This window comes from Streptomyces akebiae, from assembly GCF_019599145.1.
Taxonomy (GTDB): Bacteria; Actinomycetota; Actinomycetes; order Streptomycetales; family Streptomycetaceae; genus Streptomyces; species Streptomyces akebiae.
The window spans coordinates 7,296,372-7,317,897 of record NZ_CP080647.1; the positions used below are offsets into that span (position 1 = coordinate 7,296,372).

General features: G+C 70.8%; 17 protein-coding genes, 1 tRNA gene and 3 pseudogenes. 11 read left to right on the forward strand and 10 right to left on the reverse strand.

The annotated features are described in order from the left end of the window. Positions 1 to 4 precede the first annotated feature (4 nt). Entirely contained in the window at positions 5 to 2,767 is a 2,763-nt protein-coding gene (locus K1J60_RS31595) for a phosphoribosyltransferase (RefSeq protein WP_220649177.1), read from the forward strand. Further along, entirely contained in the window at positions 2,767 to 3,585 is an 819-nt protein-coding gene (locus tag K1J60_RS31600; protein WP_220649178.1) for an HAD family hydrolase, read from the forward strand. Before K1J60_RS31595 ends, K1J60_RS31600 begins: the two co-directional genes overlap by 1 nt. A 19-nt stretch (positions 3,586 to 3,604) precedes the next feature. On the opposite strand, the gene K1J60_RS31605 is transcribed toward K1J60_RS31600, so the two are convergent. Together K1J60_RS31605 and K1J60_RS31610 are read right to left on the reverse strand one after the other, a co-directional pair. Further along, on the reverse strand, positions 3,605 to 4,324 hold the full coding sequence (locus K1J60_RS31605) for a DedA family protein (RefSeq protein ID WP_220651793.1): 720 nt from the start codon (positions 4,322 to 4,324) through the stop codon (positions 3,605 to 3,607). Between the two features lie 97 nt (positions 4,325 to 4,421). Then, positions 4,422 to 4,649, reverse strand: a complete 228-nt coding sequence (locus K1J60_RS31610; RefSeq protein ID WP_220649179.1) for an FmdB family zinc ribbon protein — start codon at positions 4,647 to 4,649, stop codon at positions 4,422 to 4,424. A gap of 418 nt (positions 4,650 to 5,067) precedes the next feature. Between K1J60_RS31610 and K1J60_RS31615 the strand changes: the two genes are divergently transcribed. From K1J60_RS31615 to K1J60_RS31625, 3 genes are all read left to right on the forward strand, one after another. Next, positions 5,068 to 7,194 (forward strand): transglycosylase domain-containing protein, encoded by a 2,127-nt coding sequence (locus K1J60_RS31615; protein ID WP_220651794.1) that lies wholly within the window; start codon positions 5,068 to 5,070, stop codon positions 7,192 to 7,194. Between the two features lie 47 nt (positions 7,195 to 7,241). Next, positions 7,242 to 8,528 (forward strand): polysaccharide deacetylase family protein, encoded by a 1,287-nt coding sequence (locus K1J60_RS31620; RefSeq protein WP_220649180.1) that lies wholly within the window; start codon positions 7,242 to 7,244, stop codon positions 8,526 to 8,528. Positions 8,529 to 8,643: 115 nt separating this feature from the next. After that, entirely contained in the window at positions 8,644 to 9,786 is a 1,143-nt protein-coding gene (locus tag K1J60_RS31625) for an amidase domain-containing protein (protein ID WP_220649181.1), read from the forward strand. Between the two features lie 20 nt (positions 9,787 to 9,806). Here the strand turns inward: K1J60_RS31625 and K1J60_RS31630 are convergent, their stop codons facing one another. The 3 genes from K1J60_RS31630 to K1J60_RS31640 form a co-directional block, all read right to left on the reverse strand. Then, positions 9,807 to 10,463 carry a DUF4383 domain-containing protein gene (locus tag K1J60_RS31630; protein ID WP_220649182.1) on the reverse strand — a complete coding sequence of 219 codons (657 nt, stop codon included), beginning with the start codon at positions 10,461 to 10,463 and terminating at the stop codon, positions 9,807 to 9,809. A gap of 147 nt (positions 10,464 to 10,610) precedes the next feature. Then, the gene (locus K1J60_RS31635; RefSeq protein ID WP_220649183.1) at positions 10,611 to 12,080 is read right to left on the reverse strand and encodes a hypothetical protein; all 1,470 of its coding nucleotides are present in this window, start codon (positions 12,078 to 12,080) and stop codon (positions 10,611 to 10,613) included. Between the two features lie 99 nt (positions 12,081 to 12,179). Further along, positions 12,180 to 13,001, reverse strand: coding sequence for a DUF4097 family beta strand repeat-containing protein (locus K1J60_RS31640; protein ID WP_220649184.1), 822 nt, complete (start codon positions 12,999 to 13,001; stop codon positions 12,180 to 12,182). A gap of 194 nt (positions 13,002 to 13,195) precedes the next feature. On the opposite strand from K1J60_RS31640, the gene K1J60_RS31645 reads away from it, so the two are divergent. From K1J60_RS31645 to K1J60_RS31655, 4 genes and pseudogenes are all read left to right on the forward strand, one after another. Beyond that, a tRNA-Val gene (locus tag K1J60_RS31645) sits at positions 13,196 to 13,267 on the forward strand. 159 nt (positions 13,268 to 13,426) lie between these two features. Continuing rightward, positions 13,427 to 13,708 (forward strand): annotated as a pseudogene (locus K1J60_RS46205) (hypothetical protein); the annotation flags it as partial. Positions 13,709 to 14,329: 621 nt separating this feature from the next. After that, positions 14,330 to 16,330, forward strand: a complete 2,001-nt coding sequence (locus K1J60_RS31650) for an RICIN domain-containing protein (protein WP_220649185.1) — start codon at positions 14,330 to 14,332, stop codon at positions 16,328 to 16,330. Positions 16,331 to 16,484: 154 nt separating this feature from the next. Beyond that, a pseudogene (locus K1J60_RS31655) lies at positions 16,485 to 16,853 on the forward strand (IS6 family transposase); the annotation flags it as partial. Here K1J60_RS31655 and K1J60_RS46210 read toward each other — a convergent pair. Together K1J60_RS46210 and K1J60_RS31660 are read right to left on the reverse strand one after the other, a co-directional pair. After that, positions 16,822 to 17,103 (reverse strand): annotated as a pseudogene (locus tag K1J60_RS46210) (hypothetical protein); the annotation flags it as partial. The pseudogenes K1J60_RS31655 and K1J60_RS46210 overlap by 32 nt on opposite strands. Before the next feature lie 95 nt (positions 17,104 to 17,198). Further along, entirely contained in the window at positions 17,199 to 17,525 is a 327-nt protein-coding gene (locus K1J60_RS31660; RefSeq protein WP_033527301.1) for a hypothetical protein, read from the reverse strand. Positions 17,526 to 17,700: 175 nt separating this feature from the next. Between K1J60_RS31660 and K1J60_RS31665 the strand changes: the two genes are divergently transcribed. Continuing rightward, positions 17,701 to 18,648, forward strand: coding sequence for a LysR family transcriptional regulator (locus tag K1J60_RS31665; RefSeq protein ID WP_220649186.1), 948 nt, complete (start codon positions 17,701 to 17,703; stop codon positions 18,646 to 18,648). Positions 18,649 to 18,737: 89 nt separating this feature from the next. Here the strand turns inward: K1J60_RS31665 and K1J60_RS31670 are convergent, their stop codons facing one another. Further along, positions 18,738 to 19,682 carry a ketopantoate reductase family protein gene (locus tag K1J60_RS31670; protein WP_220649187.1) on the reverse strand — a complete coding sequence of 315 codons (945 nt, stop codon included), beginning with the start codon at positions 19,680 to 19,682 and terminating at the stop codon, positions 18,738 to 18,740. A 185-nt stretch (positions 19,683 to 19,867) separates the two neighbouring features. On the opposite strand from K1J60_RS31670, the gene K1J60_RS31675 reads away from it, so the two are divergent. Next, positions 19,868 to 20,095: a DUF2277 domain-containing protein gene (locus tag K1J60_RS31675; RefSeq protein WP_045557946.1), complete on the forward strand. Its 228-nt coding sequence runs from the start codon at positions 19,868 to 19,870 to the stop codon at positions 20,093 to 20,095. A gap of 116 nt (positions 20,096 to 20,211) precedes the next feature. Here the strand turns inward: K1J60_RS31675 and K1J60_RS31680 are convergent, their stop codons facing one another. Together K1J60_RS31680 and K1J60_RS31685 are read right to left on the reverse strand one after the other, a co-directional pair. Continuing rightward, positions 20,212 to 20,820, reverse strand: coding sequence for a DedA family protein (locus tag K1J60_RS31680; RefSeq protein WP_033527304.1), 609 nt, complete (start codon positions 20,818 to 20,820; stop codon positions 20,212 to 20,214). Between the two features lie 209 nt (positions 20,821 to 21,029). Further along, complete coding sequence (locus tag K1J60_RS31685; RefSeq protein ID WP_220649188.1) at positions 21,030 to 21,485, reverse strand: DoxX family protein; 456 nt, start codon at positions 21,483 to 21,485, stop codon at positions 21,030 to 21,032. Positions 21,486 to 21,526 lie beyond the last annotated feature (41 nt).

The window sequence follows — 21,526 nt, forward strand, 5'->3', positions numbered from 1 at the left end:
ATCGATGATTAACGCAGCGAACGACATGACCGGGACGTCCGGCGAGGTTTGGTCCGGGGTCTGGGTCCGTGAGCGGCTCGGGGTCGAACTGGTCGGGGACGAGGAGCTGACCGGTCTGCTGGGGCTCGCGCTGCGCCGCAACCCCAAGCGGGCGCATCTGCTGGTGTCGAACGTCCTCGGCAAGCATGTGCCGCAGTCCCCGGCCGTCGTGCACGGGCACGGGTACGCGCTGGGCCGCCGGGTGCGCGAGCTGCTGGGGGAGGACGGGGCGCGGGCCGCGGTCGTCCTCGGGTACGCCGAGACGGCCACCGGGCTCGGCCACTCGGTCGCGGACGGGGTGGGCGAGGCGCCCTACCTGCACTCCACCCGGCGTCCCGTCGAAGGCGTCGCCCAGGCCGGGGGCTTCGAGGAGTCCCACTCCCACGCGACCTCGCACCTGCTGCTGCCGGAGGACCCCACGCTGCTCGCGGGACCGGGGCCGCTGGTGCTCGTCGACGACGAGTTCTCCACCGGGAACACGGTCCTCAACACCGTTCGCGCGCTGCACGAGCGGTATCCGCGGGAGCGGTACGTCGTGGTGGCACTGGTCGACATGCGCTCGACCGCCGACCAGGGACGGCTGTCCGCGTTCGCCCGGGAGATCGGGGCGCGGGTCGACCTGGTGACCGCCGCGAAGGGGACCGTGCGGCTGCCGGAGGGCGTGCTGGAGAAGGGGCAGGCGCTCGTGGCGGAGCACGAAGGGGCGGCGCAGGCCGCGCCGGGGCGTGCGGCCGGTGCCGTGCCCGGCTCTTCGGGGACGGCCACGGGCGCCGGTGCGACCGGGGCTCCGGCGGCCGGGGTCACCCGGGTCGAGCTGGGGTGGCCCGCCGGAGTGCCCGACGGGGGCCGGCACGGCTTCACCCCCGCGCACCGCTCGCGGCTGGAGTGCGCGCTGCCCGCCATGGCCGCACGCCTCGCCGAGGCCCTGCCGCCGGGCGCCCGCCGGGTGCTCGTGCTCGGCTTCGAAGAGCTGATGTACGCCCCGCTGGCGCTCGCGCGGGAGCTGGAGAAGTCGGCCGCGAAGGGGCTGGAGATACGGTTCTCCACCACCACACGGTCGCCCGTCCTCGCCGTCGACGACCCCGGTTACGCGATACGCAGCCGCATCGTCTTCCCCGCTCACGACGACCCCGCGGACGGGCCGGGGGAGCGCTACGCCTACAACGTGGCCGGCGGTGGCTTCGACGCGGTGGTCGCGGTCGTGGACTCGGTCGCGGACACTCCCGCACTGCACGCCCCCGACGGCCTCCTGGCCACCCTCGCTGCACACACCCCTGGCGTGCTGCTCGCCGTCGTGCCGTCGTACAGACCGTCGTACGTGCCCCCCGTCGGGCACCGTCGGGACGCGCCGACTCCGGGCGCCGCCTTCGCTGTGGGTGAGGGGGACCGGCGTCTCGAGGCGGCCACGGCGAGTGGGCTCGCTTCGGAGGCGGAGGTCGCGGCCGGAGAGCCCGTGTCCGCCGGGGCGGCCGCCCCGGGCTCTCCGGCCGTACCACCGCCCCTTCGGCCGCCGACGCCCCTCGCCACCGTCGCCCACACCCCCGAGCAGCCCCTCCCCGAAAGGCCATCCATGCTCCCCGAGCCCCTCCGCGGCCCCGACTTCTCCTCCTACGCGGCCGACGAGGTGGGGTGGCTGTTGCAGGACCTCTCGGACGTGACGCTGGAGGCGCCCACCGAGGAGCGGGAGGAGGCCATCCAGAGCGGGGGCGCGCACTACGCGGAGTCGCTGCCGGTCGAGTACCAGCCGAGCGAGCAGTACCAGGCCCTCTTCCACAGCGCCCTCGACATCTCCGCCGAGCGCATCGCCGTCGCCGTGGGCGTGGTGACCGAGACCGTGCTGGCCGAGCGGTCGGCGCGGCCCGTCCTCGTGTCACTGGCCCGGGCCGGGACGCCGGTCGGCGTGCTGATGCGACGGTGGGCCCGGCACCGGCACGGGATCGAGGTGCCGCACTACGCCGTCTCGATCGTGCGGGGCCGCGGCATCGACGCCAACGCGCTGCGCTGGCTCGCCGCCCATCACGACCCCGCCGACGTCGTGTTCGTCGACGGATGGACCGGCAAGGGCGCGATCACCCGGGAACTCGCCGCCGCGATCGAGGAGTTCGAGGCGTCCGACAAGATCACCGGGTTCGACCCCGAGATCGCCGTACTCGCCGACCCGGGCTCGTGCGTGCGCACGTACGGCACGCGCGAGGACTTCCTCATTCCCTCCGCCTGCCTCAACTCCACCGTCTCCGGGCTGATCTCACGGACCGTGCTGCGCGCGGACCTAGTCGGGCCCGACGACTTCCACGGGGCCAAGTTCTACCGGGAGTTGGCCGGCGTCGATGTGTCGGTGGACTTCCTGGACGCCGTGTCCGAGCGGTTCGACGAGGTCGTGGACGCGGTGGACTCCCGTACCAAGGAACTGCTCGCCGCCGACCGCACCCCCACCTGGGAGGGCTGGGCGGCCGTCGAGCGGATCAGCGAGGAGTACGGGATCCATGACGTCAACCTGGTCAAGCCCGGTGTCGGTGAGACCACTCGGGTGCTGCTGCGCCGGGTACCGTGGAAGATCCTCGCGCGGGCCGGGGCGGGCGCGGACCTCGACCACGTACGTCTGCTCGCCGAACAGAGAGGGGTACCGGTGCAAGAGGTGGCCGAACTGCCGTACACGTGCGTGGGGTTGATCCACCCGAAGTTCACGCGGGGCGCCACCGGCGCCGACGGCAAGGCGGTGACGGTCTGATGCCGGGCCCTCGGGTTCTCGTCGCGAGCGATCTCGACCGTACGCTCATCTACTCGTCCGCCGCGCTCGCGCTGACCATGCCGGACGCCCGGGCGCCCCGGCTGCTCACCGTCGAGGTGCACGAGAGCAAGCCGCTGTCGTACATGACGGAGACGGCCGCGCGGCTGCTCGCCGAGCTGGGGGACACGGCGGTGTTCGTGCCGACCACGACCCGGACGCGCAAGCAGTACCAGCGGATCAATCTCCCGGGCCCGGAGCCGACGTACGCGATCTGCGCCAACGGCGGGCACCTGCTGGTGGACGGTGTCACGGACGTCGCCTGGCACGAGCGGGTGACGGCCCGGCTCGCCCAGGAGTGCGCGCCGCTCGCCGAGGTGCGCGACCACCTGGAGGCCACGGCGCACCCGGCGTGGGTGCGCAAGCACCGCGTCGCCGAGGAACTGTTCGTCTATCTCGTCGTCGAGCGTGAGCTGCTCCCCGAGGAGTGGGTGAAGGACCTCGCGGTGTGGGCCGAGAACCGGGGCTGGACCGTGTCCCTGCAGGGGCGCAAGCTCTACGCCGTGCCGAAGCCGCTCACCAAGTCGGCGGCCATGCGGGAGGTCGCGCGGCGGACCGGGGTGGAGTCGACCCTGGCCGCCGGGGATTCGTTGCTCGACGCGGATCTGTTGCTCGCGGCGGATCGGGCCTGGCGGCCCGGGCACGGTGAGCTGGCGGAAGCGGGGTTCGTGGGGCCGGGGGTGAGCGCGCTGCCCGAGCGGGGTGTGCTGGCCGGGGAGCGGATTCTGCGGGAGTTCTTGCGGGCCTCGCGGGAGCGGTGAGGTTTTTCGGCCGTTCCGGTCAGGGGGTGGGGGTGCTGTGCGGTTCGGGCTGTGGGTCCGTCGTGGTTCGTCGCGCCCGCGCGGCGGAGCCGCCTGTGTCAGCGCCCCGCGCCCCGGAGGAGCGGGCCCTCCTCAGGATGCGGGCCAGGACGAAGAGCAGGACCGCCACGGCTGCTCCCCCCAGCACGATCTTCGAGTACGTCGAGACGATCGCCGTGACCTCCGTCCAGTTGGCGCCCAGGAAGTAGCCGGCCAGGACGAAGACCGTGTTCCAGATGGCGCTGCCCAGGGTCGTGAGGAGGGTGAAGACGGGCAGGGGCATGCGTTCCACGCCGGCCGGGACCGAGATGAGGCTGCGGAAGACGGGGATCATACGGCCGAAGAAGATCGCCTTGGTGCCGTGCCGGAGGAACCAGGCCTCCGTCCGCTCGATGTCCGAGACCTTGACCAGGGGCAGCCTGGCCGCGATGGCGACCGTGCGGTCGCGGCCGAGGAGGGCGCCGACGCCGTAGAGGGCGAGGGCGCCGACGACGGAGCCCGCGGTGGTCCACAGCAGGGCGGCGAAGAGGTTCATCTGGCCGGTGCTCGCGGCGAAGCCGGCCAGGGGGAGGATGACCTCGCTGGGGATCGGCGGGAAGAGGTTCTCCAGCGCGACGGCGAGGCCCGCGCCCGGCGCCCCCAGCAGATCCATCAGACCGATGATCCACAGGGGCGCGCCGCTCATCGACTCCGCTTGCATGGCTGTCATGGGGGCACGCTAGGCGGGCGAAGCTGAAGGGAGCCTGAGGCGGGGGTGAACGTTCGGGACGCGGGGGCCGTTGATCGAAGTGTGTTGATCAACCGCAGCAGCCGCCACCGCAGCACCCGCCGCCACCACCACCTCCGCCCGCCCGGGGCGCCGGGGCGGACGCGGCGGCCGAACCGCCGACGGCGACCGTCGACAGAAGTTTGACCGTGTCGGAGTGGCCGTCGGGGCAGTCCGCGGGGGCGGAGGACTCGGCCATCGGACGGCTCAGTTCGAAGGTGTCGCCGCAGGTCCGGCAGCGGTATTCGTAGCGAGGCATGGAGTCAGGCTAACCGGCGTCAGGGGGGCGGCAAGGGTGCCGCGTTTTGCCTGGTCGGTCACACTGGCGAAATTTTCACGCTACCGACAGAAGCAGTTGTGAAAGCGACTGATAATTTGTGGTCGTCGTGTGGAGGCTGGAAGGCCGGGGGAGCCGGGGGCTCACTGCTGCGGGTGTGGCGGCTGTGACCATCCGCGCGGCGATGCCAAGTGGGGAGGGGGGACAGTAGTGACCGCTGTCCTTTGTCGATCGGGAGCCACGTGTCCCGGTCGCATAGTCGCCGTGCGCGGGCGAAAGGTTGCCGCGCACCGCCTAATCGTTGCTGGGCATCGCTCGGGCCGTCCGCACCAGGGGGTCCGCCGTGGCTAGCCGGGGGAAGGGGCAGGAGGAGGGGGTGCCGGAGGAGTCCGACCTCACCATGCAGCTGAAGCTCCCGCCGGCCCCGGCGGACGAGACCATGCAGCTGCGGGTGCCCGAGCCGGGCACGTTCGACCTCCCGCAGGAGCCGTCGGCATCGGGCAGGCGCGGCAGACGCAAGGCGCCCAGGCCGTCCGTTCTGGCCAGGTTCACCACCGTGGCCGGCGCGCGACTGTCCCCGTTCGCCCCCTTCGCCCGCCGTCTGCGTCCGCAGTACCCCCGTCCGGGCCGCGCCGACTGGCGCCGCTGGGTGCCGTCCTGGCGGCAGTCGCTGGGGGCCGCCGGGCTGGCCGTGGGCGTCAGCGGGATGTTCCTGTCCGTCGCCTACGCCGCCACGGACATACCCGAGGACCTCAACACCTTCGCCACCCAGCAGGACAACGTCTACTTCTGGTCCGACGGCACCCCCATGGCCCGCACCGGCTGGGTGCGACGCCAGGCGATGCCCCTGAAGGACGTCCCCGAGGACGTGCGCTGGGCGGTCCTCGCGGCGGAGAACGCGAGCTTCTACTCCGACCCCGGCATCTCCGTGAGCGGCATCACCCGCGCGCTGGTGCGCACCGTCGGTGAGGGGGACACCCAGGGCGGCTCCACCATCACCCAGCAGTACGTCAAGAACGTCTATCTGACCCAGGACCGCTCGCTCGGCCGCAAGTTCGACGAGGCGCTGCTCGCCCTCAAGCTCGACAACCAGATGAGCAAGGACGAGATCCTGGAGGGCTACCTCAACACCAGTTGGTTCGGCCGGGGCACCTACGGCATCCAGCGGGCCTCCCAGGCGTACTACGGCAAGGACGTCAGCCGGCTCAACGTCAGCGAGGCCGCGGTGCTCGCCTCCCTCCTCAAGGGCGCGGGCCTCTACGACCCCACCCTGAGCAAGGCCAACCGTGAGCGGGCGGTCGAGCGCTGGGAGTGGATCCTGGACCGGATGGTGGACATCGGGAAGCTGTCGAAGACCGAGCGCGCCACGTACACGAAGTTCCCCGAGCCGATCGAACAGTCGAACCAGTACGACACCGGCAAGCAGAGCGACTACCTGGTGGAGCTGGCCTCCCAGTACGCGAAGAAGGCGGCGAACCTCACCGATCAGGAGTTCGACCGGGGTGGCTACCAGATCTACACGACCTTCGACAAGGACCGGCAGAACGAGCTGACCGACGCGGTCACCGAGGCGCGCAAGGACGTGCGCGAGGACAACCCGAAGAAGGCGAAGACCGCGCACATCGGGGCCTCCTCGGTCGCCGCCGACGGGCGGATCCTCGCCGTCTACGGCGGCCCCGACCACCGCAGACAGGGCTTCAACGAGTCGAACGCGACCACCGTCCCGGCCGGCTCGGCCTTCCTCCCCTTCGTCTACGCGGCGGGGCTGGAACACGGTGTCGTCAAGGAGCGCGGCGGCGAGGCTACACCTGTCACTCCGCAGACGATCTACGACGGCAACGACGCCGTGCCGGTGACCACCCCCGAGGGGCCCTACTGGGACCGGGACGGCGACCAGGTCTCCGCCCACAACGACGGCAAGAAGTCCTGGGGCCCGATCACCCTGCACGACGCGCTCGCCGGATCGGTGAACACCCCGTTCATGCAGCTCGGCATGGACACCGGGCTGGCCAAGGTGCGCGGCACCGCCGAGGCGGCCGGACTGCTCCCCTCCAGCTTCGGCGCACAGGTGCCGGCGCTGTCCGTGGGCAGCGCCACGCCCAGCGCGATCCGTATGGCCAGCGGCTACAGCACCTTCGCCGCGCTGGGCAAGCACACCGAGCCGTACTCCGTGCGGAAGGTGACCCACAACGGGTCCCCGGTCGCCCTGAACACCCCGAAGCCCAAGCGCGCGATGAGCGGCAAGGTGGCCGCCGCGGTCACCTCGGCACTCACCGACGCCTACCGCACCGCCCACCCCACGTCGCCCGGCGCCGCGTCCTACGAGGTGGCCGCCAAGGGCGGGACCACTCAGGACGACAAGGCCGCCTGGTACGTGGGAACGGCCGACGACGTGTCGACCGCCGTCGTCGTCTACCGCATCGACCTGGCCAAGAGCCTGGAGCCGCTGCAGCTCGACGGGATCGCCGGAACACCCAATGCCGGGGTCCCCTACGACATCTGGTCCAGTGCGATGAGGATCGGCTGACCACCGATGAGCACCCGCACCCGCCACCCTCGCAGAATGAGCCGTACATGAAGTCTGGCAGCAAGCCGCACAAAGGCCGCCGTCGCAAGGCGCGCCCGCCGCGCCGCACCACCCGTCCGCAGTTCCTGACGGTGGCCGCGCTGCTCGTGGTGGCCTCCCTGGTCGGCGGCTACCTGGTGCTGAACCAGTCGGCCGACACCGCGCCGACCGCTTCGTCGGCCGGCAGCGACAGCGACAAGGGGGCCACGAAGAAGGAACCCGTCTGGGACGGCAAGACGAAGATCATCGGTGATGGCTCCACCTCCTACACCGGCCCGCAGAAGGGGCGGTTGAAGGCCGTGCGGCTCAAGAAGGGCGAGAAGCCGCCGCAGTTCGTCGTCTTCTCCTGGGACGGGGCGCTGGCGGGCGACGACAACCTCTTCGAGCACTACCGGCAGATGGCGAAGAAGTACGACGCCCACATGACGTTCTTCCTCACCGGCATCTATCTGCTGCCCAAGGAGAAGCGGGACCTCTACGACCCGCCGCAGCACGACAAGGGCGCCGCCGCCATCAGCTACCCCACCGACGAACACATCCGCACCACCCTGGAGGAGCTCGGCAAGGCGTGGGAGGAGGGCAACGAGATAGGCACCCACTTCAACGGCCACTTCTGCGGGGACAAGGGCGGCGCCGACTGGAGCGTCGCGGAGTGGAAGCAGGAGATCAAGGAGTTCAACTCCTTCCTCGCCAACTGGAAGACCAACACCGGCGCCACCGACCTCGACCCGCTGCCCTTCACCGTCGACGCCGTCAAGGGCGGCCGCGCGCCCTGCCTGGAGGGCCAGAACAACCTCGTCAAGGCCGTCAAGGACTTCGGCTACCGCTACGACGCCAGCTCCCCGGGCGCCTTCCAGGTGTGGCCCGGCAAGAAGAACGGCATCTGGGACTTCCCGCTGCAGATGCTCCCGTTCAACGACGACTACCAGGCCCTGTCGATGGACTTCAACTTCCTCTACAACCAGTCCGACGGGCAGACCGACGGTGATCCGGCCATGTACCCGACCTGGCAGCAGGAGACCATCGACACCTACATGGCGGGCTTCAACCGCGTGTACTACGGCAGCCGGGCGCCCCTGCTCATCGGCAACCACTTCGAGCAGTGGAACGGCGGCATCTACATGAACGCCGTCGACGAGGTCATCAAGACCGTGTGCGTGAAGAAGGACGTGAAGTGCGTGTCCTTCGACGAACTCGCCGACTGGATGGACGTCCAGTCCCCGGAGACGCTGGCGAACCTGCGTGGCCTCGACCCCGCCCAGGCCCCGGCCGACTGGGCATCGGTCGTGAAATAGCCCCACAGATACCCATGTTGCTCACTTGTTACGCCCCCCGACCTCACTTCGCTTGAGGAGGTCATGTAAAGATTCCCTCCCGGGTACGACCAACTCGGGGTCAAGGAGATTCCCAGTGAGATCAAGGACGTTGAGCCTCGCAGGCTCGACCCTCGCGGCGGCCGTCGTGGCCTCCGCTCTGCTGCCCGTCGCCGCGGCGAACGCCACCGCGTCGACGCCGAAGGTCACGAAGGCGACCAAGGACGCCTTCGGTCGCGTCGCGGACAACGTGCTCACGGACCGTACGGCCGTTCTGCTCGGCGGCAAGGCCGCGCGCAAGTCGCTGAAGCCGACCGGCGGCGTGCAGCTGTCCGCCGGCCAGAAGAAGGCCGAGGACGGCAAGCTGTCCGCCCTGAAGGGCACCAAGTCCCGCCTGGCCTCCCTGGACGAGGCCTACACCGCGGCCGACACCAAGGTCACCGTCGACAGCGCCAAGGTCAAGGGCAAGAAGGCCACGGTCAAGGTCACCGAGACCACGACCCTGAAGTACAAGAAGATACGCGGCGACGAGCCGGCCACCACGGGCTTCGACGCGCACCACGTGCTCACCTTCACCGCCCAGGCGAACGGCACCTGGCAGCTGACCGCGATGCGCTCCACGGACGGCGGCGCCCCGCGGATCAACGAGCCCGTCACCGCGACCGCGGACACCAAGCTCAGCCGTACGCCGATGGCCGTCATCCAGGCCCCCAAGGCGGCCACGACGCGCAACCCCGCCCCCAAGCCGAAGACGCTCACCGGCGGCGCCTACGACTACAAGGCGATGGCGACGTACACCGAGAAGTACTGGAAGAACTACAACCCGGCGTACCGCAAGTACAACTCGCTCGGCGGCGACTGCACCAACTACCTCAGCCAGGGCCTCCTGGCGGGCGGCTGGAAGCAGATCTCCACGGTGACGCCGGAGGAGTACGACACCTGGTACTACGCCTCCAACGGCACCGCCGACGCCTGGATCGGCGTGAACGAGTGGTCCTGGTTCACCCAGACCGCCAAGCGGACCACCGCGCTCGCGAACGTCTACCAGATGGACGTCGGTGACGTGCTCCAGGTCGACTTCGACAAGGACGGGTCCAAGGACCACTCCATGATGACGACCTACCGCAGCTCCAGCGGTGTCCCGTACCTGACGTACCACGACGCGGACACCTACCGCCGCTCGGTCGCGAGCATCATCGCCTCGTACCCGACCGCGAACTACTACGCGTACCGCACCTGAGCCCAGCCCTCACGGGTGCCTCAACCGGCGCCCTTCCCGTCCTGCGCGGCCGTGTCCGATCCGGTCTCCGCCGTGGCATCGGGGAGGGCGTCGGCTCGTTCCAGCCGGGCCGTCCCCGCACCAGCCTCGCGCCGCGTCTCACGCTCCGACTCCTCGGGATGGCGGGCCCGCCAGTACGGGTTGTCGTGCGGCAGCGCCGTGCCGACCCTGCCGTACATCCCGAACGTCATCAGCAGGATGCCGACGACAAAGCTGAACAGGACGTTCTGGATCCGGAACGCCAGGAAGTTGGAGTCGGTGTCCAGCAGCGCCATGTTGCCGAAGCCGCTCAGGATGAACAGGACGCCCAGGGTCATGTTGAGCGTGGAGGCGAAGTTGCCGCCGATCACCATGCCGACCAGCAGCAGCAGCCCCACGGCGATCGACAGGACGCTCAGCGTGCCGTTGGTGCTCAGACCCACGACCTCGTCGCCGTTCGTGTCGAACCAGCCCACGTTGTCGGTGAGCCCCAGGATGCCGAAGGCGAGCAGGAACAGACCCATCAGGCCCGCTCCGATCCGGTAGACCCTGCTGAGGCGGTGGTCGACGGGCAGGTGCTCGTCGATCCTGATCCGCCGCCGGGAACCCGCGTGCCTGCCCTTGCCCGGACGCAGCGTGTGCGTGGCGTGCGTGGCCATGTCCGCCTCCCATCGGGTGTGAGCGGAGGCCTGCGTACCCCTTCAGCATCCGCCGGGCGGCTCCGCCGGGCAACCGGGTCCGGGGGAGGGACAGCGGGACAGCGGGGCGGCGGGAGCGCGGACACGGCGAGGGAAGGGCGAAGGCGATCAGGCCCCCGCCCCGCGCTCCTTGCGAATCTGGTCCACGACCCGCGCCACCGCCTGCCGCACGGCCTCCGTCTCGCCCAGGAAGTGCCAGTAGTCCGGGTGCCGCCCCTCCAGCGTGGCGATCGCCCGGTCCAGCCGTGCCACGGACTCGTCCAACGGGCGCGCGTGCCGCGGATCCGGTGTCGACCGCCCGGCCATGGCCAGCCGCTGCGCGTCCCGGATCGCGAACCGCGTCCGCTCGATCTCCTGCTGGGAGTCCTTCTGCACGGCGTTCAGCCGCCGCAACCGGTCCCCGGCGGCCGAGACCGCCTCGTCGGTGTGGTTCAGCAGGGCCCGCACGGTCGACAGCAGCGAGGTCGCGTCCGGCCAGCGCTGGGCGTCCCGCGCGGCCCGCGCCTCGCGCAGCTTCAACTGGGCCTGCTCGACGTCCCGCGCGGCCTGGTCCGGCACCTGCTGGAGGTCCTGCCAGCAGGCCGCCACGAACCGCCGCCGCAGCTCGCTCAGCACCTGCGGCACCTGCTCCGCCCGGGTGCCGAGCGCCTCCGCGCGGGTACGCAGCGACACGAGCCGGTGGTCGATCTCGGCGGCTCTCTCCGGCAGCCGCTCGGCCTCCGCGCGCACCGCCTCCGCCTCGCGCACGACCCGGTCGGCCCGCTCCAGCGTCTCCCGTACGCCGTGCTGCCCGGCCCCCTGGTTCAGTTTGGTCAGCTCGGGGGCGAGGGCCGCGAGGCGGGCGGCGAGATCGTCGGCCTTCAGCCCCGAACCCCGTACGGCGTCCAGGGCGCCCGAGGCGGCGAGCAGGCCCTGCCGGGCGCGCTCCACCGCCGGGGCCAGCCGGGCCAGCTCGGTCTCGGCCCTGCCGAGCAGCGGCCCGAGGCCCTGGGCGAACCGGTCCAGCTCCTGCTTGACCCGGTCCAGTTCGTTCTTGGCGGCCGTCAGCTCGGTGCGGGCCCGGGAGGCCGCGGACGCCTCCAGGTCGTCGCGGTCCAGGTCGTGGGCGTCGACGGCGTTGATGTACTGGTGGCTGACCTCGTCGATCCGCCGCCCCAGCGCCTCGAAGCCGTCGGCCGCGCGGCGGGCGCCCGGGGAGTCGTCCACCGCCGTGATCGTCTCTATGGAGATCCGCAGGTCCCGCTGCGCGGTGTCCAGCTCGTAGAACGCGGCCGCCGCCGCGTCCTTCGCCGCCTGCGCCTCCGCCCGCTGTCCCTCGGCGCGCCCTCCGAACCACCGCCGCGTCCCGCCGCCGGCGAACGCCGCGGGCACCACGAGACCGGCGACGAGGGGAAGAACGAGCAGAACGGCACGGTCCAGCGCCGCCGCCCGGCGGCGGGCCCGTCGGCTCTGCCGGTCCTGCCGGGCTCCGGGGGCCGGTGGAAACGCGGGGTCGGGGGCTGGTCGTGGTGCACGGCTGTGGGGTTGTGGTGCGCTCCGCACCCTCGGTGTGTACGGCTCTGCAGGTGTCGCCGTCACTTCCCTCTCCCGTGCTGTCATCCACCCTGACCGGTGCCATTCTCCCACCGGTCAAGGACGAAAACACGGGCCGAGCGGTTCGAGGTTCGCCGCCGCCGCTCAGTCGACGTTGCGGACCGTCACCGAGCCGTCCTGGGTGTGGGCGGTCACCACATGGGAGCTGCCCTGGTCACGGGGCACCGAGACGTCCACGGAACCGTCGTCGCTCCCGGTCTCGATCCGGTACGACGTGTCCCGCGGCAGCCCGATACTGATCGAACCGTCGTCACTGCGCGATTCCACCAGGTCCGGTACGACCCCGAGTTCGAGCTTGACCGAACCGTCCCGCGTGCTCACCTTGACGCTCCGCGACGCGACCCCGAGCGCCCGCACGGAAGCGTCGTCGGTGTGCAGCTCCAGCGGCCCGGTGGTGTCGCCGACCCGCACGGCGCCGTCGGCCGACCGGACCTCCAGCGGTTCGGCGAAGCCCTTCGCGGTCACACTCCCGTCGTCGCTCCGCACGGCGACCGCGACCCCGCGCGGTACCTCGATCCGGTGCTTGGCCGCGCAGTCGGCGACGAGGCCGTCGCACTTCAGCCGCAGCTCCAGGCGGTCCTCCCGCATCTCCCAGGTCACCCGAGGCTTCCCGCCGACCATGACCCGCCCCTCGAACCACCGGGTGACCTCGACCTCGTCCACGTCCGCCGCGACCAGTTCCAGCGCGGAGTCGTCCGAGTCGACCGTGAGAGTCCGGCCCTCCAGGGCGAAGCTCCGGTGCTCCGGATCCCGGTCCTCCCCGGCGTCGGCCCCGCACGCGGCGACGGACGCCATGAGCACGACGGCGAGACCGGCGACCCCCACCGCTCCCGCGCGGGACCTGCGAGCCGTACGAGCCGTACGGGCGGTATGAACCGGGCGGGCGGTGCGGGCGGTGCGTGTCATGACGATCTCCCCCTGGGGCTGGTCCTCCGCTGTCCTTCGACCGTACGGAGCAAGGGAGTTCGGGGGGATCCGGGCCACGCCCGGATCAAGGGTGGGGATAACCCCCGAGCCGACCCCGGGCGCGGGCCGGAGCGTTGCCCGATACGGGTTTGCTGGGCACGCCCTCGGGCAATGTAGGCTGTCGACTCGTACTCGGGCGTGTAGCTCAGGGGTAGAGCGCCTGCCTTACAAGCAGGATGTCGGCGGTTCGAAACCGTCCATGCCCACCGAGACGAAGACCCCGGCCGATCACGGCCGGGGTCTTCGCGTATCCGGAGCCCGTGGGCTTCAGATGTCGTTCTCTTTCGGAAACCTCGTGTGTGGTTTCTGCTGGGCAGGCATGAGATCGCAGTTGTCGCGGGAGTCTCGGTCCGTCGCTGGCCCAGATCGGCGTGGAGCAGTGTCTGGAGGCGCTGGCGGAGACGGATGCGCCCACCGTGGTGGCCGACGGGTTGTCGCGGAACAAGCTGGCGGGGCCGCGGCGGGCGGTGCCTCACCGCCAGGACGCGGCCGGAATCGAGGTGCTGTCGGTGGACTACCAGGCGGTCATGGCCGCCGCCCGGGAGGCCGGGGCGGAAGGACTCGGTGCCCGGAAGGCAGCGGTGGTGCTGGGGTGGGACAGCGCGTCCGCTTCCCGCGTCGAAGGCGCGCGAGCCCGTCTGAAGCGGCCCGCCGGTTCTGCACCAGGGTGTCCAGGACATTGCCGTTTTGCTCGATCCAGCGCAGGGGCGTCGCCTCTCCAACCCCACAAAATCCAACGCACTTCGACAAAACCATTGACCTCCCTATGTCCCACCTCTACTTTTTGACCGCTTCCCCGGACCGTGGTCGGCATATCGGACGGCGGTGACAATGCCGGGCAGGCATGTCCTTCACGGGGTCCTGGTTCGCCGGGCGCCCGTTTCCCGCAGGTCCGTTGGAGAGCAGATGTGCACAAGATCCACTCTTCCCGGACTCGCAGACGCCGCGGGGTGTCCTTTCTGTCGGATAGCTACCCGACCCGCTACCTGCGGGCCACCTGGACGTCCTTCGGGTCGAACAACTTCCTGACTGGCACATCACGCACTGAACTACACGCTGCGCATCGATCCCATCTCCACCGCCCCCACCGCTCGGACGCCACCTGCTCCATCGTCTACTGATGCCCTGGCTCAACACGGCGCCGCGGGGCCCAACGAACTGGCAGCCGCAGGCACGTTGGTCCGGCTCCGGCGGAAACCCTTCGGTCTGGGACGCCGTGAGGCCGACCTCCTTTGCCTTTCCCTCCCTTCCCCTCCCTGGAGAGCCGCATGTTCCACCCCGCCGTACGAAGATGGACCAGGCGCATCGCCGCCCAGATCCTCGCTGTCGGACTCGCCGTCGCCGGTCTGGCGACCCTCGACCGTCCTGAGCCGTCGGTGCCCCTGTCCGCCGAACCGGCCGCTGTCAGCACCAGCCAGATCGGTGTCTCCCCGCCGCCGATGGGCTGGGCGTCCTGGAACACCTTCTTCAGCAGCATCGACCACAACGTGATCAAGCAGCAGGCCGACGCCCTGGTCTCCTCCGGCATGGCCGCCGCCGGCTACGAGTACGTCAACCTGGACGACGGCTGGTGGCAGGGCGCCCGTGACGCGAACGGCAACATCGTCGTCGACGAGAATCTGTGGCCCGGCGGCATGAAGGCGATCGCCGACTACATCCACAGCAAGGGCCTGAAGGCCGGCATCTACACCGACGCGGGCAAGGACGGCTGCGGCTACTACTTCCCCACCACCCGCCCCGCCGCCCCCAATACCGGCATGGAGGGCCACTACCAGCAGGACCTGGAGACCTTCCAGCGCTGGGGCTTCGACTACGTCAAGATCGACTGGTGCGGCGGCCAGGCGGAGAAGCTGGACCAGGAGACGGCGTACAAGCAGATCGCCGCCGCGAACGAGGCCGCGTCCGCTGTCACCGGCCGCAAGCTGGTGCTGTCCTTCTGCGAGTGGGGCACCGGACTGCCCTGGAACTGGGCCACCGGTCACGGCGACCTGTGGCGCACCAGCCACGACGTCTTCCTGCGGGGAGAGACGCCGAGCCTGACGAAGATGTACCGCAACTTCGACGAATCCCTTCAGCCGGCTGCCCAGCACACCGGCTACTACAACGACCCCGACATGCTGATGGTCGGCCTGAACAGCATGACCGCCCAGCGCAACCGGCTCCACATGAGCCTGTGGTCCATCTCCGGCGCCCCGCTGCTGGCCGGCAACAACCTGGCCACGATGAGCACCGAGACCCGTGACATCCTCACCAACCCCGAGATCCTCGCCATCGACCAGGACCCGCGCGGGCTACAGGGCGTCAAGGTCGCCGAGGACACGAGGGGCCTGCAGGTATACGGCAAGGTGCTCTCCGGCACTGGCAAGCGCGCGGTAATGCTGTTCAACCGCACCGGCTCGGCCGCGAACATCACCGTCCGCTGGGCCGACCTCGGCCTGACCTCGGCCTCCGCCACCGTACGCAACGCCTGGACCCGTACCGACGCCGGATCGTTCGCCACCGGCTACACCGCCTCCGTCCCGGCCAACGACGCAGTCCTGCTGACCGTCTCCGGCACCGAGGCGTCCGGCTCCACCTTCGAGGACACCACCACCGCCACCACCCCGACGTTCGGCAACGTCACCGCCTCCACGGCGGGCACCAAGCTCGTCGACATCACCTACGCCAACAGCGGCACCACGGCACGCAAGGCCACCATCCAGGTGAACGGCCAGTACACGTACCGCGTGGCCTTCCCGCCGACCGGCTCGGCCACCACCTACCGCACCGTCTCCGTGCTCGCCCACCTGGCCAAGGGCGCCAACACCGTGAAGTTCGCCGCAGTCTCCGGCAGCACCGCACCCGACATCGACGCCCTCCGCGTCCAGGGCGTCCCCGGCACCGACGGCGCCGCCCTCGTCGGCTCCGCCTCGGGCCGCTGTGTGGACATCGAGAAGAACACCTACGTCAACGCCACCCAAACACAGCTGTGGGACTGCTCCGGCGGACGCAACCAGACCTTCCAGCAGACCTCGCGCGGCGAACTCGTCGTCTACGGCAACAAGTGCCTCGACGCCTACAACAACGGCACCACCAATGGAACCAAGGTCATCATCTGGGACTGCACAGGCGGCACCAACCAGAAGTGGACCGCCAACTCCAACGGCACCATCACCAACAACCTCTCCGGGCTCTGCCTGGACGCCTCGAACGCGGCAACCGCCAACGGCACCAAGCTGATCCTGTGGACCTGTAACGGCGGAGCCAACCAGAAGTGGACACTCACCTGAGCCCCCCGGTTACCTGACCACCACGGCACGCGTGGGTTCCGGCAGCCCTGCTGACGGCTGCCGGAACCCACTGTGCGCAAGCCCTCCTACAGGCGCTGTCACGTTGGCTGACCGGTGGGATGATCTTCTGGTTGATCAGTGGGAAGGGGCGTCCGTGGGGAGCGCGTCGCTGTCGTACGAGGGACACCGGTACCCGGTCGAGGTCATCTCCCACTGTGTGTGGCTGTATCACCGCTTTCCGCTCAGCTTCCGCGAGGTCGAGGCGCTCATGCTCGAGCGCGGCGTGACCGTCTCCTACGAGACGATCCGCCGCTGGTGCGGCAAGTTCGGGCAGGCCTACACCAACGCGCTGCGCCGCCGGCAGCCCCGGCCCGGTGACAAGTGGCACCAGGACGAGGTCTTCATCAAGATCAACGGGCGGTTGCGGTACCTGTGGCGGGCCGTCGACCAAAACGGCAATGTCCTGGACACCCTGGTGCAGAACCGGCGGGCCGCTTCAGACGGGCTCGCGCGCCTTCGACGCGGGAAGCGGACGCGCTGTCCCACCCCAGCACCACCGCTGCCTTCCGGGCACCGAGTCCTTCCGCCCCGGCCTCCCGGGCGGCGGCCATGACCGCCTGGTAGTCCACCGACAGCACCTCGATTCCGGCCGCGTCCTGGCGGTGAGGCACCGCCCGCCGCGGCCCCGCCAGCTTGTTCCGCGACAACCCGTCGGCCACCACGGTGGGCGCATCCGTCTCCGCCAGCGCCTCCAGATACTGCTCCACGCCGATCTGGGCCAGCGACGGACCGAGACTCCCGCGACAACTGCGATCTCATGCCTGACCAGCAGAAACCACACACGAGGTTTCCGAAAGAGAACGACCTCTCAGGAATCCCGCGCGTGCTTCAGGTGGGTGCGGGCCTCGACCCTCTCCTCGGTGGCGATCTCCGACCAGAAGCGGTGGCAGCTCACGAAGACCGCCAGTTCCCGCTCGCGCTCGCGGAGCTTCTCGACCTCGGCCTGCTCGTCGGGCGTCCAGCCCGGCGAGGCGGGGCGTTCGACCTTCCGCCAGCCGTTGTCGTCGCTGAAACCGTCCAGGGGCTCGACCGACCAGGGCAGCCGCTTCAGCAGCGCCAGGAGCTCGGCCCGGACCTGATGCAGCTCCTCCTGACCGGCGAGAAGGTCGTCTGGGAAGTCATAGGTCTTAGCCACACGGCAATGGTACGCCTGTTCGAATTTGGGATGCGAGTTCCTTCTGTCGTTTCGCGGGGGAGTGAGGTCGCGGCGGCGTCATGGCGGGATCCGGCGAGTCCGGGCGAGATCAGGGTGCGATCAGGCGAGGGGATGGGTCGTGTGACCCAAGCTCGACCTTGGGTATCGTCCTCGCATGACCCTCGACGATCTCCGTGTCTTCGTCGCCGTCTGCCGGGCCGGGAGTCTCAGTGCGGTGGCCCGGGAGCTGGGGTGCACCCAGTCGGCGGTGAGCCAGCATGTGCGGCGGCTGGAGCGGGAGGTCGGCGTCGGGCTGGTGGAGCGGCAGGCCCGTGGGGTCGTGCCCACCCGGGCCGGCCGGGTGCTCCAGGAGGCGGCGGCCGAGGGCATCACCGGGCTCGATGTCGCGCTGCGCCGGCTGGCCGAGCTGGTGCGCGGTGACGGTGGCGTCGTACGGGTCGCCACCGGCGGCACGACCGTGCGGCACTTCATGGCGCAGGGCATCGTCGACTTCCGGCGCTCGTACCCGGACGTGGGCCTGGAGTTCCAGACCGTGCGGTCGAGCGCCGGGTGCTGTGACGCGCTGGCCGACCCGTCCCGGGACCTCGACCTGTCCTGGCTGACCCTGGGGCCCGCTGTCCGGGGCATCGAACAGCGGGCCGTGGCAGAGCTGCCCTGGGTGCTCGCCGTGCGTGCCGACGACGAACTCGCGGGCCGGGAGCGGGTGGAGGGCGGGGAACTGGACGGGATGCGGCTGATCGGGCTGCCGGAGAACTCCACCTCGTACGCCCATCTCGGCGCCGCCTACCGGGAGTTGGGTATCTCCGTCAGCTCCTCCGGGGCCGGGGTCGCCGACTGGGACACCGCGATCCTCCTCGTCGAGCTCGGCGTCGGTCACGCCGTGGTCCCCGCGCTCCCGGGCTGGACGGGGCCCGGCCACCCCGGGCTCCGCTTCGTCCCGGTCCCCGACCTGCCCCCGCTCACCGTCGGCTGGGCCGTACGGCGCTGGGACGCCCTGTCACCGCCGGCCCGCGCCTTCGCCGACACGGTGGCGCGGCACGCGGTGCGGGTGGGGGGTGGGGTGCGGGCGGTCGAGGGAGGAGACGGGGTGGGCCGGGGTTGACCGGGATCGCCGGGATCGACCGGGGAGGCCCGGTGATGCTCCGTCGGGCGCCGTCGGCTGTTCGCGGTCCGGGCCGACCCTCCGTCGGCTCAGTGGCTCGCCGTTCGGGGTTCTTCGGCCACCCGCCGTTCCTCCGCTGCCCGCAGCTCCGCCACCACCTCCGTCGCCACCGGTACCCGTACGCCGTGGCGTTCGGCCGAACGGAGCAACGCGCCGCCGATCGCGTCCAGTTCGAGAGGGCGGCCGGCCTCGGCGTCGCGTTGCATGGACGACTTGGTGGCGGGTGGGAACGCGTCGTAGCGGCGGAGCGTCTCGGCCGGGTCGACGGGGGCGCCGGCGGCCGTGCTGACCGCGGCCGTCTCCTCGACCAGGGCGGTCAGCTCCTCGCGGTGGCGGGTGCGGATCTCGCCGAGGGGCAGGCCGTGACGGGTTGTCAACAGGGCGAACGGGGCCAGGAAGGACATCTTCGCCCACAGTACGGCCGTCTCGTCCGGCAGGACGCGGGTGCCCACGCCTGCCCATTCCAACGCTCCGGCAAGGGAGTTGAGGCGATCGCGCGGCACCCTGTCGCCGGTCAGGTCGACCTCGGCGAACGGGCTGCCGTGTTCGATGACGCCCGGGGCGAGACGGGTCGACTCGACGCGGATGGTGGCGGGGGCGAGGGGCACGTCGTCGCCGTAGTGGGCGCGGAGGTGTGCCGGGTGCTCCACGCCGTTCAGGAACGGCACGACCAGGGTGTCGGGGCCGAGGGACGCTGCCGGGAGGCGGTCCAGTGAGGCCGTCAGCGTGGTCTGCTTGACCGTGATCAGGGCCGCGTCGACCTGTTCGCGGAGCTCGGTCGCGGTCTCGACGCGGGCGGTGAAGTCGCCGAAGCGGGCGCTGGTGACCTGGATGCCGTCCTGCTCCAGGGCCTCGGCGGTCCGCTCGCCGGCCAGACAGATCACGCGGTTGCCGGCGCGGGCCAGCAGGGCGGCGAGCAGTCCGCCCACGCCGCCGGGGCCCAGTACCGCCACCGTGAGCCGATCCTTCGTCATGGTCCCCTCGTTTCCGCCGGGTGGGTCGAGCCGGCTTCGGCGATGATCACAAGGGTGCCGGGTGCAGTCAATCCTCGGGGGAACTTGCTGATATCCAAGAGGGTGCTTGGGTCTGCTGGAGCGTCGTGCTGACCTGCCGCCTTCGCGGACTGGGGTGGGGCGCGCGGACGCGGGAGACTGGGGGCATGTGCCGCAGTATCAAGACGCTTCGACCGCCTGTCCTTCCCGAAGAGGCCACCGAGGACGACATCAGGGCTGCCGCCCTGCAGTACGTCCGCAAGGTCTCCGGCTTTCGCGCGCCCGCCGCTCACAACCGTGAGGTCTTCGAGCAGGCGGTGGACGCGGTCGCGGAGGCCACTGCCGCGTTGTTGGCCGGGTTGGAGGTGCGGGGGGCCGCGCGGCGGGCGGGGTAGGTCTTCTCGCCCCCGCCACCCCGCCACCCCGCCACCCCCTCCACCCCCGCCGTCCCCGCGCAGCGCGCCGCTGCAACAGCAGGGGCCCGCGCCCCGCGTTTCCCCCGGCGCGGCGGTCAGTTGGGCTGCGGGCGGCGCATGAAGTACGCCGCTGCCGCGCCCGCGCCGAAGAGGGCGGCCAAGGACACCGCCGTCGCGAGCCACGTGGGGCCGAGCCACTGGGCGCCGAAATAGCCGAGGGCGACGCTGTAGGCGGCCCAGGCGAGCCCGGCGAGGGCGGACCAGGGGAGGAAGTCGCGGGCGCGGTGGCGGGCGGCGCCGGCGCCGAGGGAGACGACGGAGCGCCCGGCGGGGGCGAAGCGGGCGACGACGACCAGGAGGCCGCCACCGCGGACGAGCGCGGAGCCGAGACGTTCCTGCGCGGTGGTCAGACGGCGGGAGCGGGCGATGGCGCGGTCGAGTCGTGCGCTGCCCCGCCAGGCCAGCCGGTATGCCACGAGATCACCGAGCACGGACGCGGTCGCCGCCGAGAGCATCAGCACCAGGATGTCGGGGACCTCGCGGGCCATCGCGCCCGCCGCCGTCTCCGCTGCTGCCGCCGTGGCCACCGCGACGACCAGGACGCCGCTCGGGAGGACCGGGAGGAACACGTCCAGCACGATGGACACGCCCACCACGGCGTAGATCCATGGGCCGGCGGCCAGCCAACCCAGACTCTCAAGCACCGAGCACTCTCCTGTTTTCCCCCGACATCACGGTGACCCGTGACAGCCGAACAGCGTACGCCCCGGGTATGACGGACAGCCGACAGGGGCTCATGTGTCCGTCACACCGCGTTCATTCGGACGGTTCGCCGACAGAGGGACGACAGAAGGGGCAGCAGGGGGAGGGGGAGTCGGGCGGAGAGGGCTGGGGGGTGGCCGCCGGTATGGGGTCAGGCCGTCACGGTGGTCTTGCTCGTGGCGGTTCTGTCGGCGGACGCGGCCTGGCGCTTGGCGAAGAGCTGGTCGAGGCCGAGCGCGCCGGAGCCGGTGAAGATCAGCAGGAACATGGCCCAGCAGAAGAACGCCGCGGCCTCGCCGCCGTTCTCGGCCGGCCACAGGGCCTGCGGCTGGTGGACCTTGAAGTACGCGTAGGCCATGGAGCCCGAGGCGACGAACGCCGCGAAGCGGGTGCCGAGGCCGAGGAGCACCAGGGCGCCGCCGACGAGTTGGATGACAGCCGCGTACCAGCCGGGCCAGGTGCCGGCGGCGACGGTGCCGCCCTGCCCGTCCGCGCCGCCCAGGACGCCGAAGAGGGTCATGGCGCCGTGGCAGGTGAAGAGCAGGCCGATGACGATGCGGAAGAGACCGAGGGCGTATGGCTGGGCGCTGTTGAGGCGTCCGGTCATGGTGGGGGACTCCTTCGGTGGTAACCCGGTCCTCGTGAGAC

Bases quoted from the DNA above. Each gene is read 5' to 3' on its own strand.
- K1J60_RS31595 (WP_220649177.1), top strand. From the start codon at position 5: ATGATTAACGCAGCGAACGACATGACCGGGACGTCCGGCGAGGTTTGG.
- K1J60_RS31615 (WP_220651794.1), top strand. From the start codon at position 5,068: ATGCAGCTGAAGCTCCCGCCGGCCCCGGCGGACGAGACCATGCAGCTG.
- K1J60_RS31605 (WP_220651793.1), bottom strand. From the start codon at position 4,324: ATGCAAGCGGAGTCGATGAGCGGCGCGCCCCTGTGGATCATCGGTCTG.
- K1J60_RS31685 (WP_220649188.1), bottom strand. From the start codon at position 21,485: ATGACCGGACGCCTCAACAGCGCCCAGCCATACGCCCTCGGTCTCTTC.
- K1J60_RS31610 (WP_220649179.1), bottom strand. From the start codon at position 4,649: ATGCCTCGCTACGAATACCGCTGCCGGACCTGCGGCGACACCTTCGAA.
- K1J60_RS31665 (WP_220649186.1), top strand. From the start codon at position 17,701: ATGACCCTCGACGATCTCCGTGTCTTCGTCGCCGTCTGCCGGGCCGGG.
- K1J60_RS31630 (WP_220649182.1), bottom strand. From the start codon at position 10,463: ATGGCCACGCACGCCACGCACACGCTGCGTCCGGGCAAGGGCAGGCAC.
- K1J60_RS31670 (WP_220649187.1), bottom strand. From the start codon at position 19,682: ATGACGAAGGATCGGCTCACGGTGGCGGTACTGGGCCCCGGCGGCGTG.
- K1J60_RS31640 (WP_220649184.1), bottom strand. From the start codon at position 13,001: ATGACACGCACCGCCCGCACCGCCCGCCCGGTTCATACCGCCCGTACG.
- K1J60_RS31650 (WP_220649185.1), top strand. From the start codon at position 14,330: ATGTTCCACCCCGCCGTACGAAGATGGACCAGGCGCATCGCCGCCCAG.
- K1J60_RS31620 (WP_220649180.1), top strand. From the start codon at position 7,242: ATGAAGTCTGGCAGCAAGCCGCACAAAGGCCGCCGTCGCAAGGCGCGC.
- K1J60_RS31675 (WP_045557946.1), top strand. From the start codon at position 19,868: ATGTGCCGCAGTATCAAGACGCTTCGACCGCCTGTCCTTCCCGAAGAG.
- K1J60_RS31600 (WP_220649178.1), top strand. From the start codon at position 2,767: ATGCCGGGCCCTCGGGTTCTCGTCGCGAGCGATCTCGACCGTACGCTC.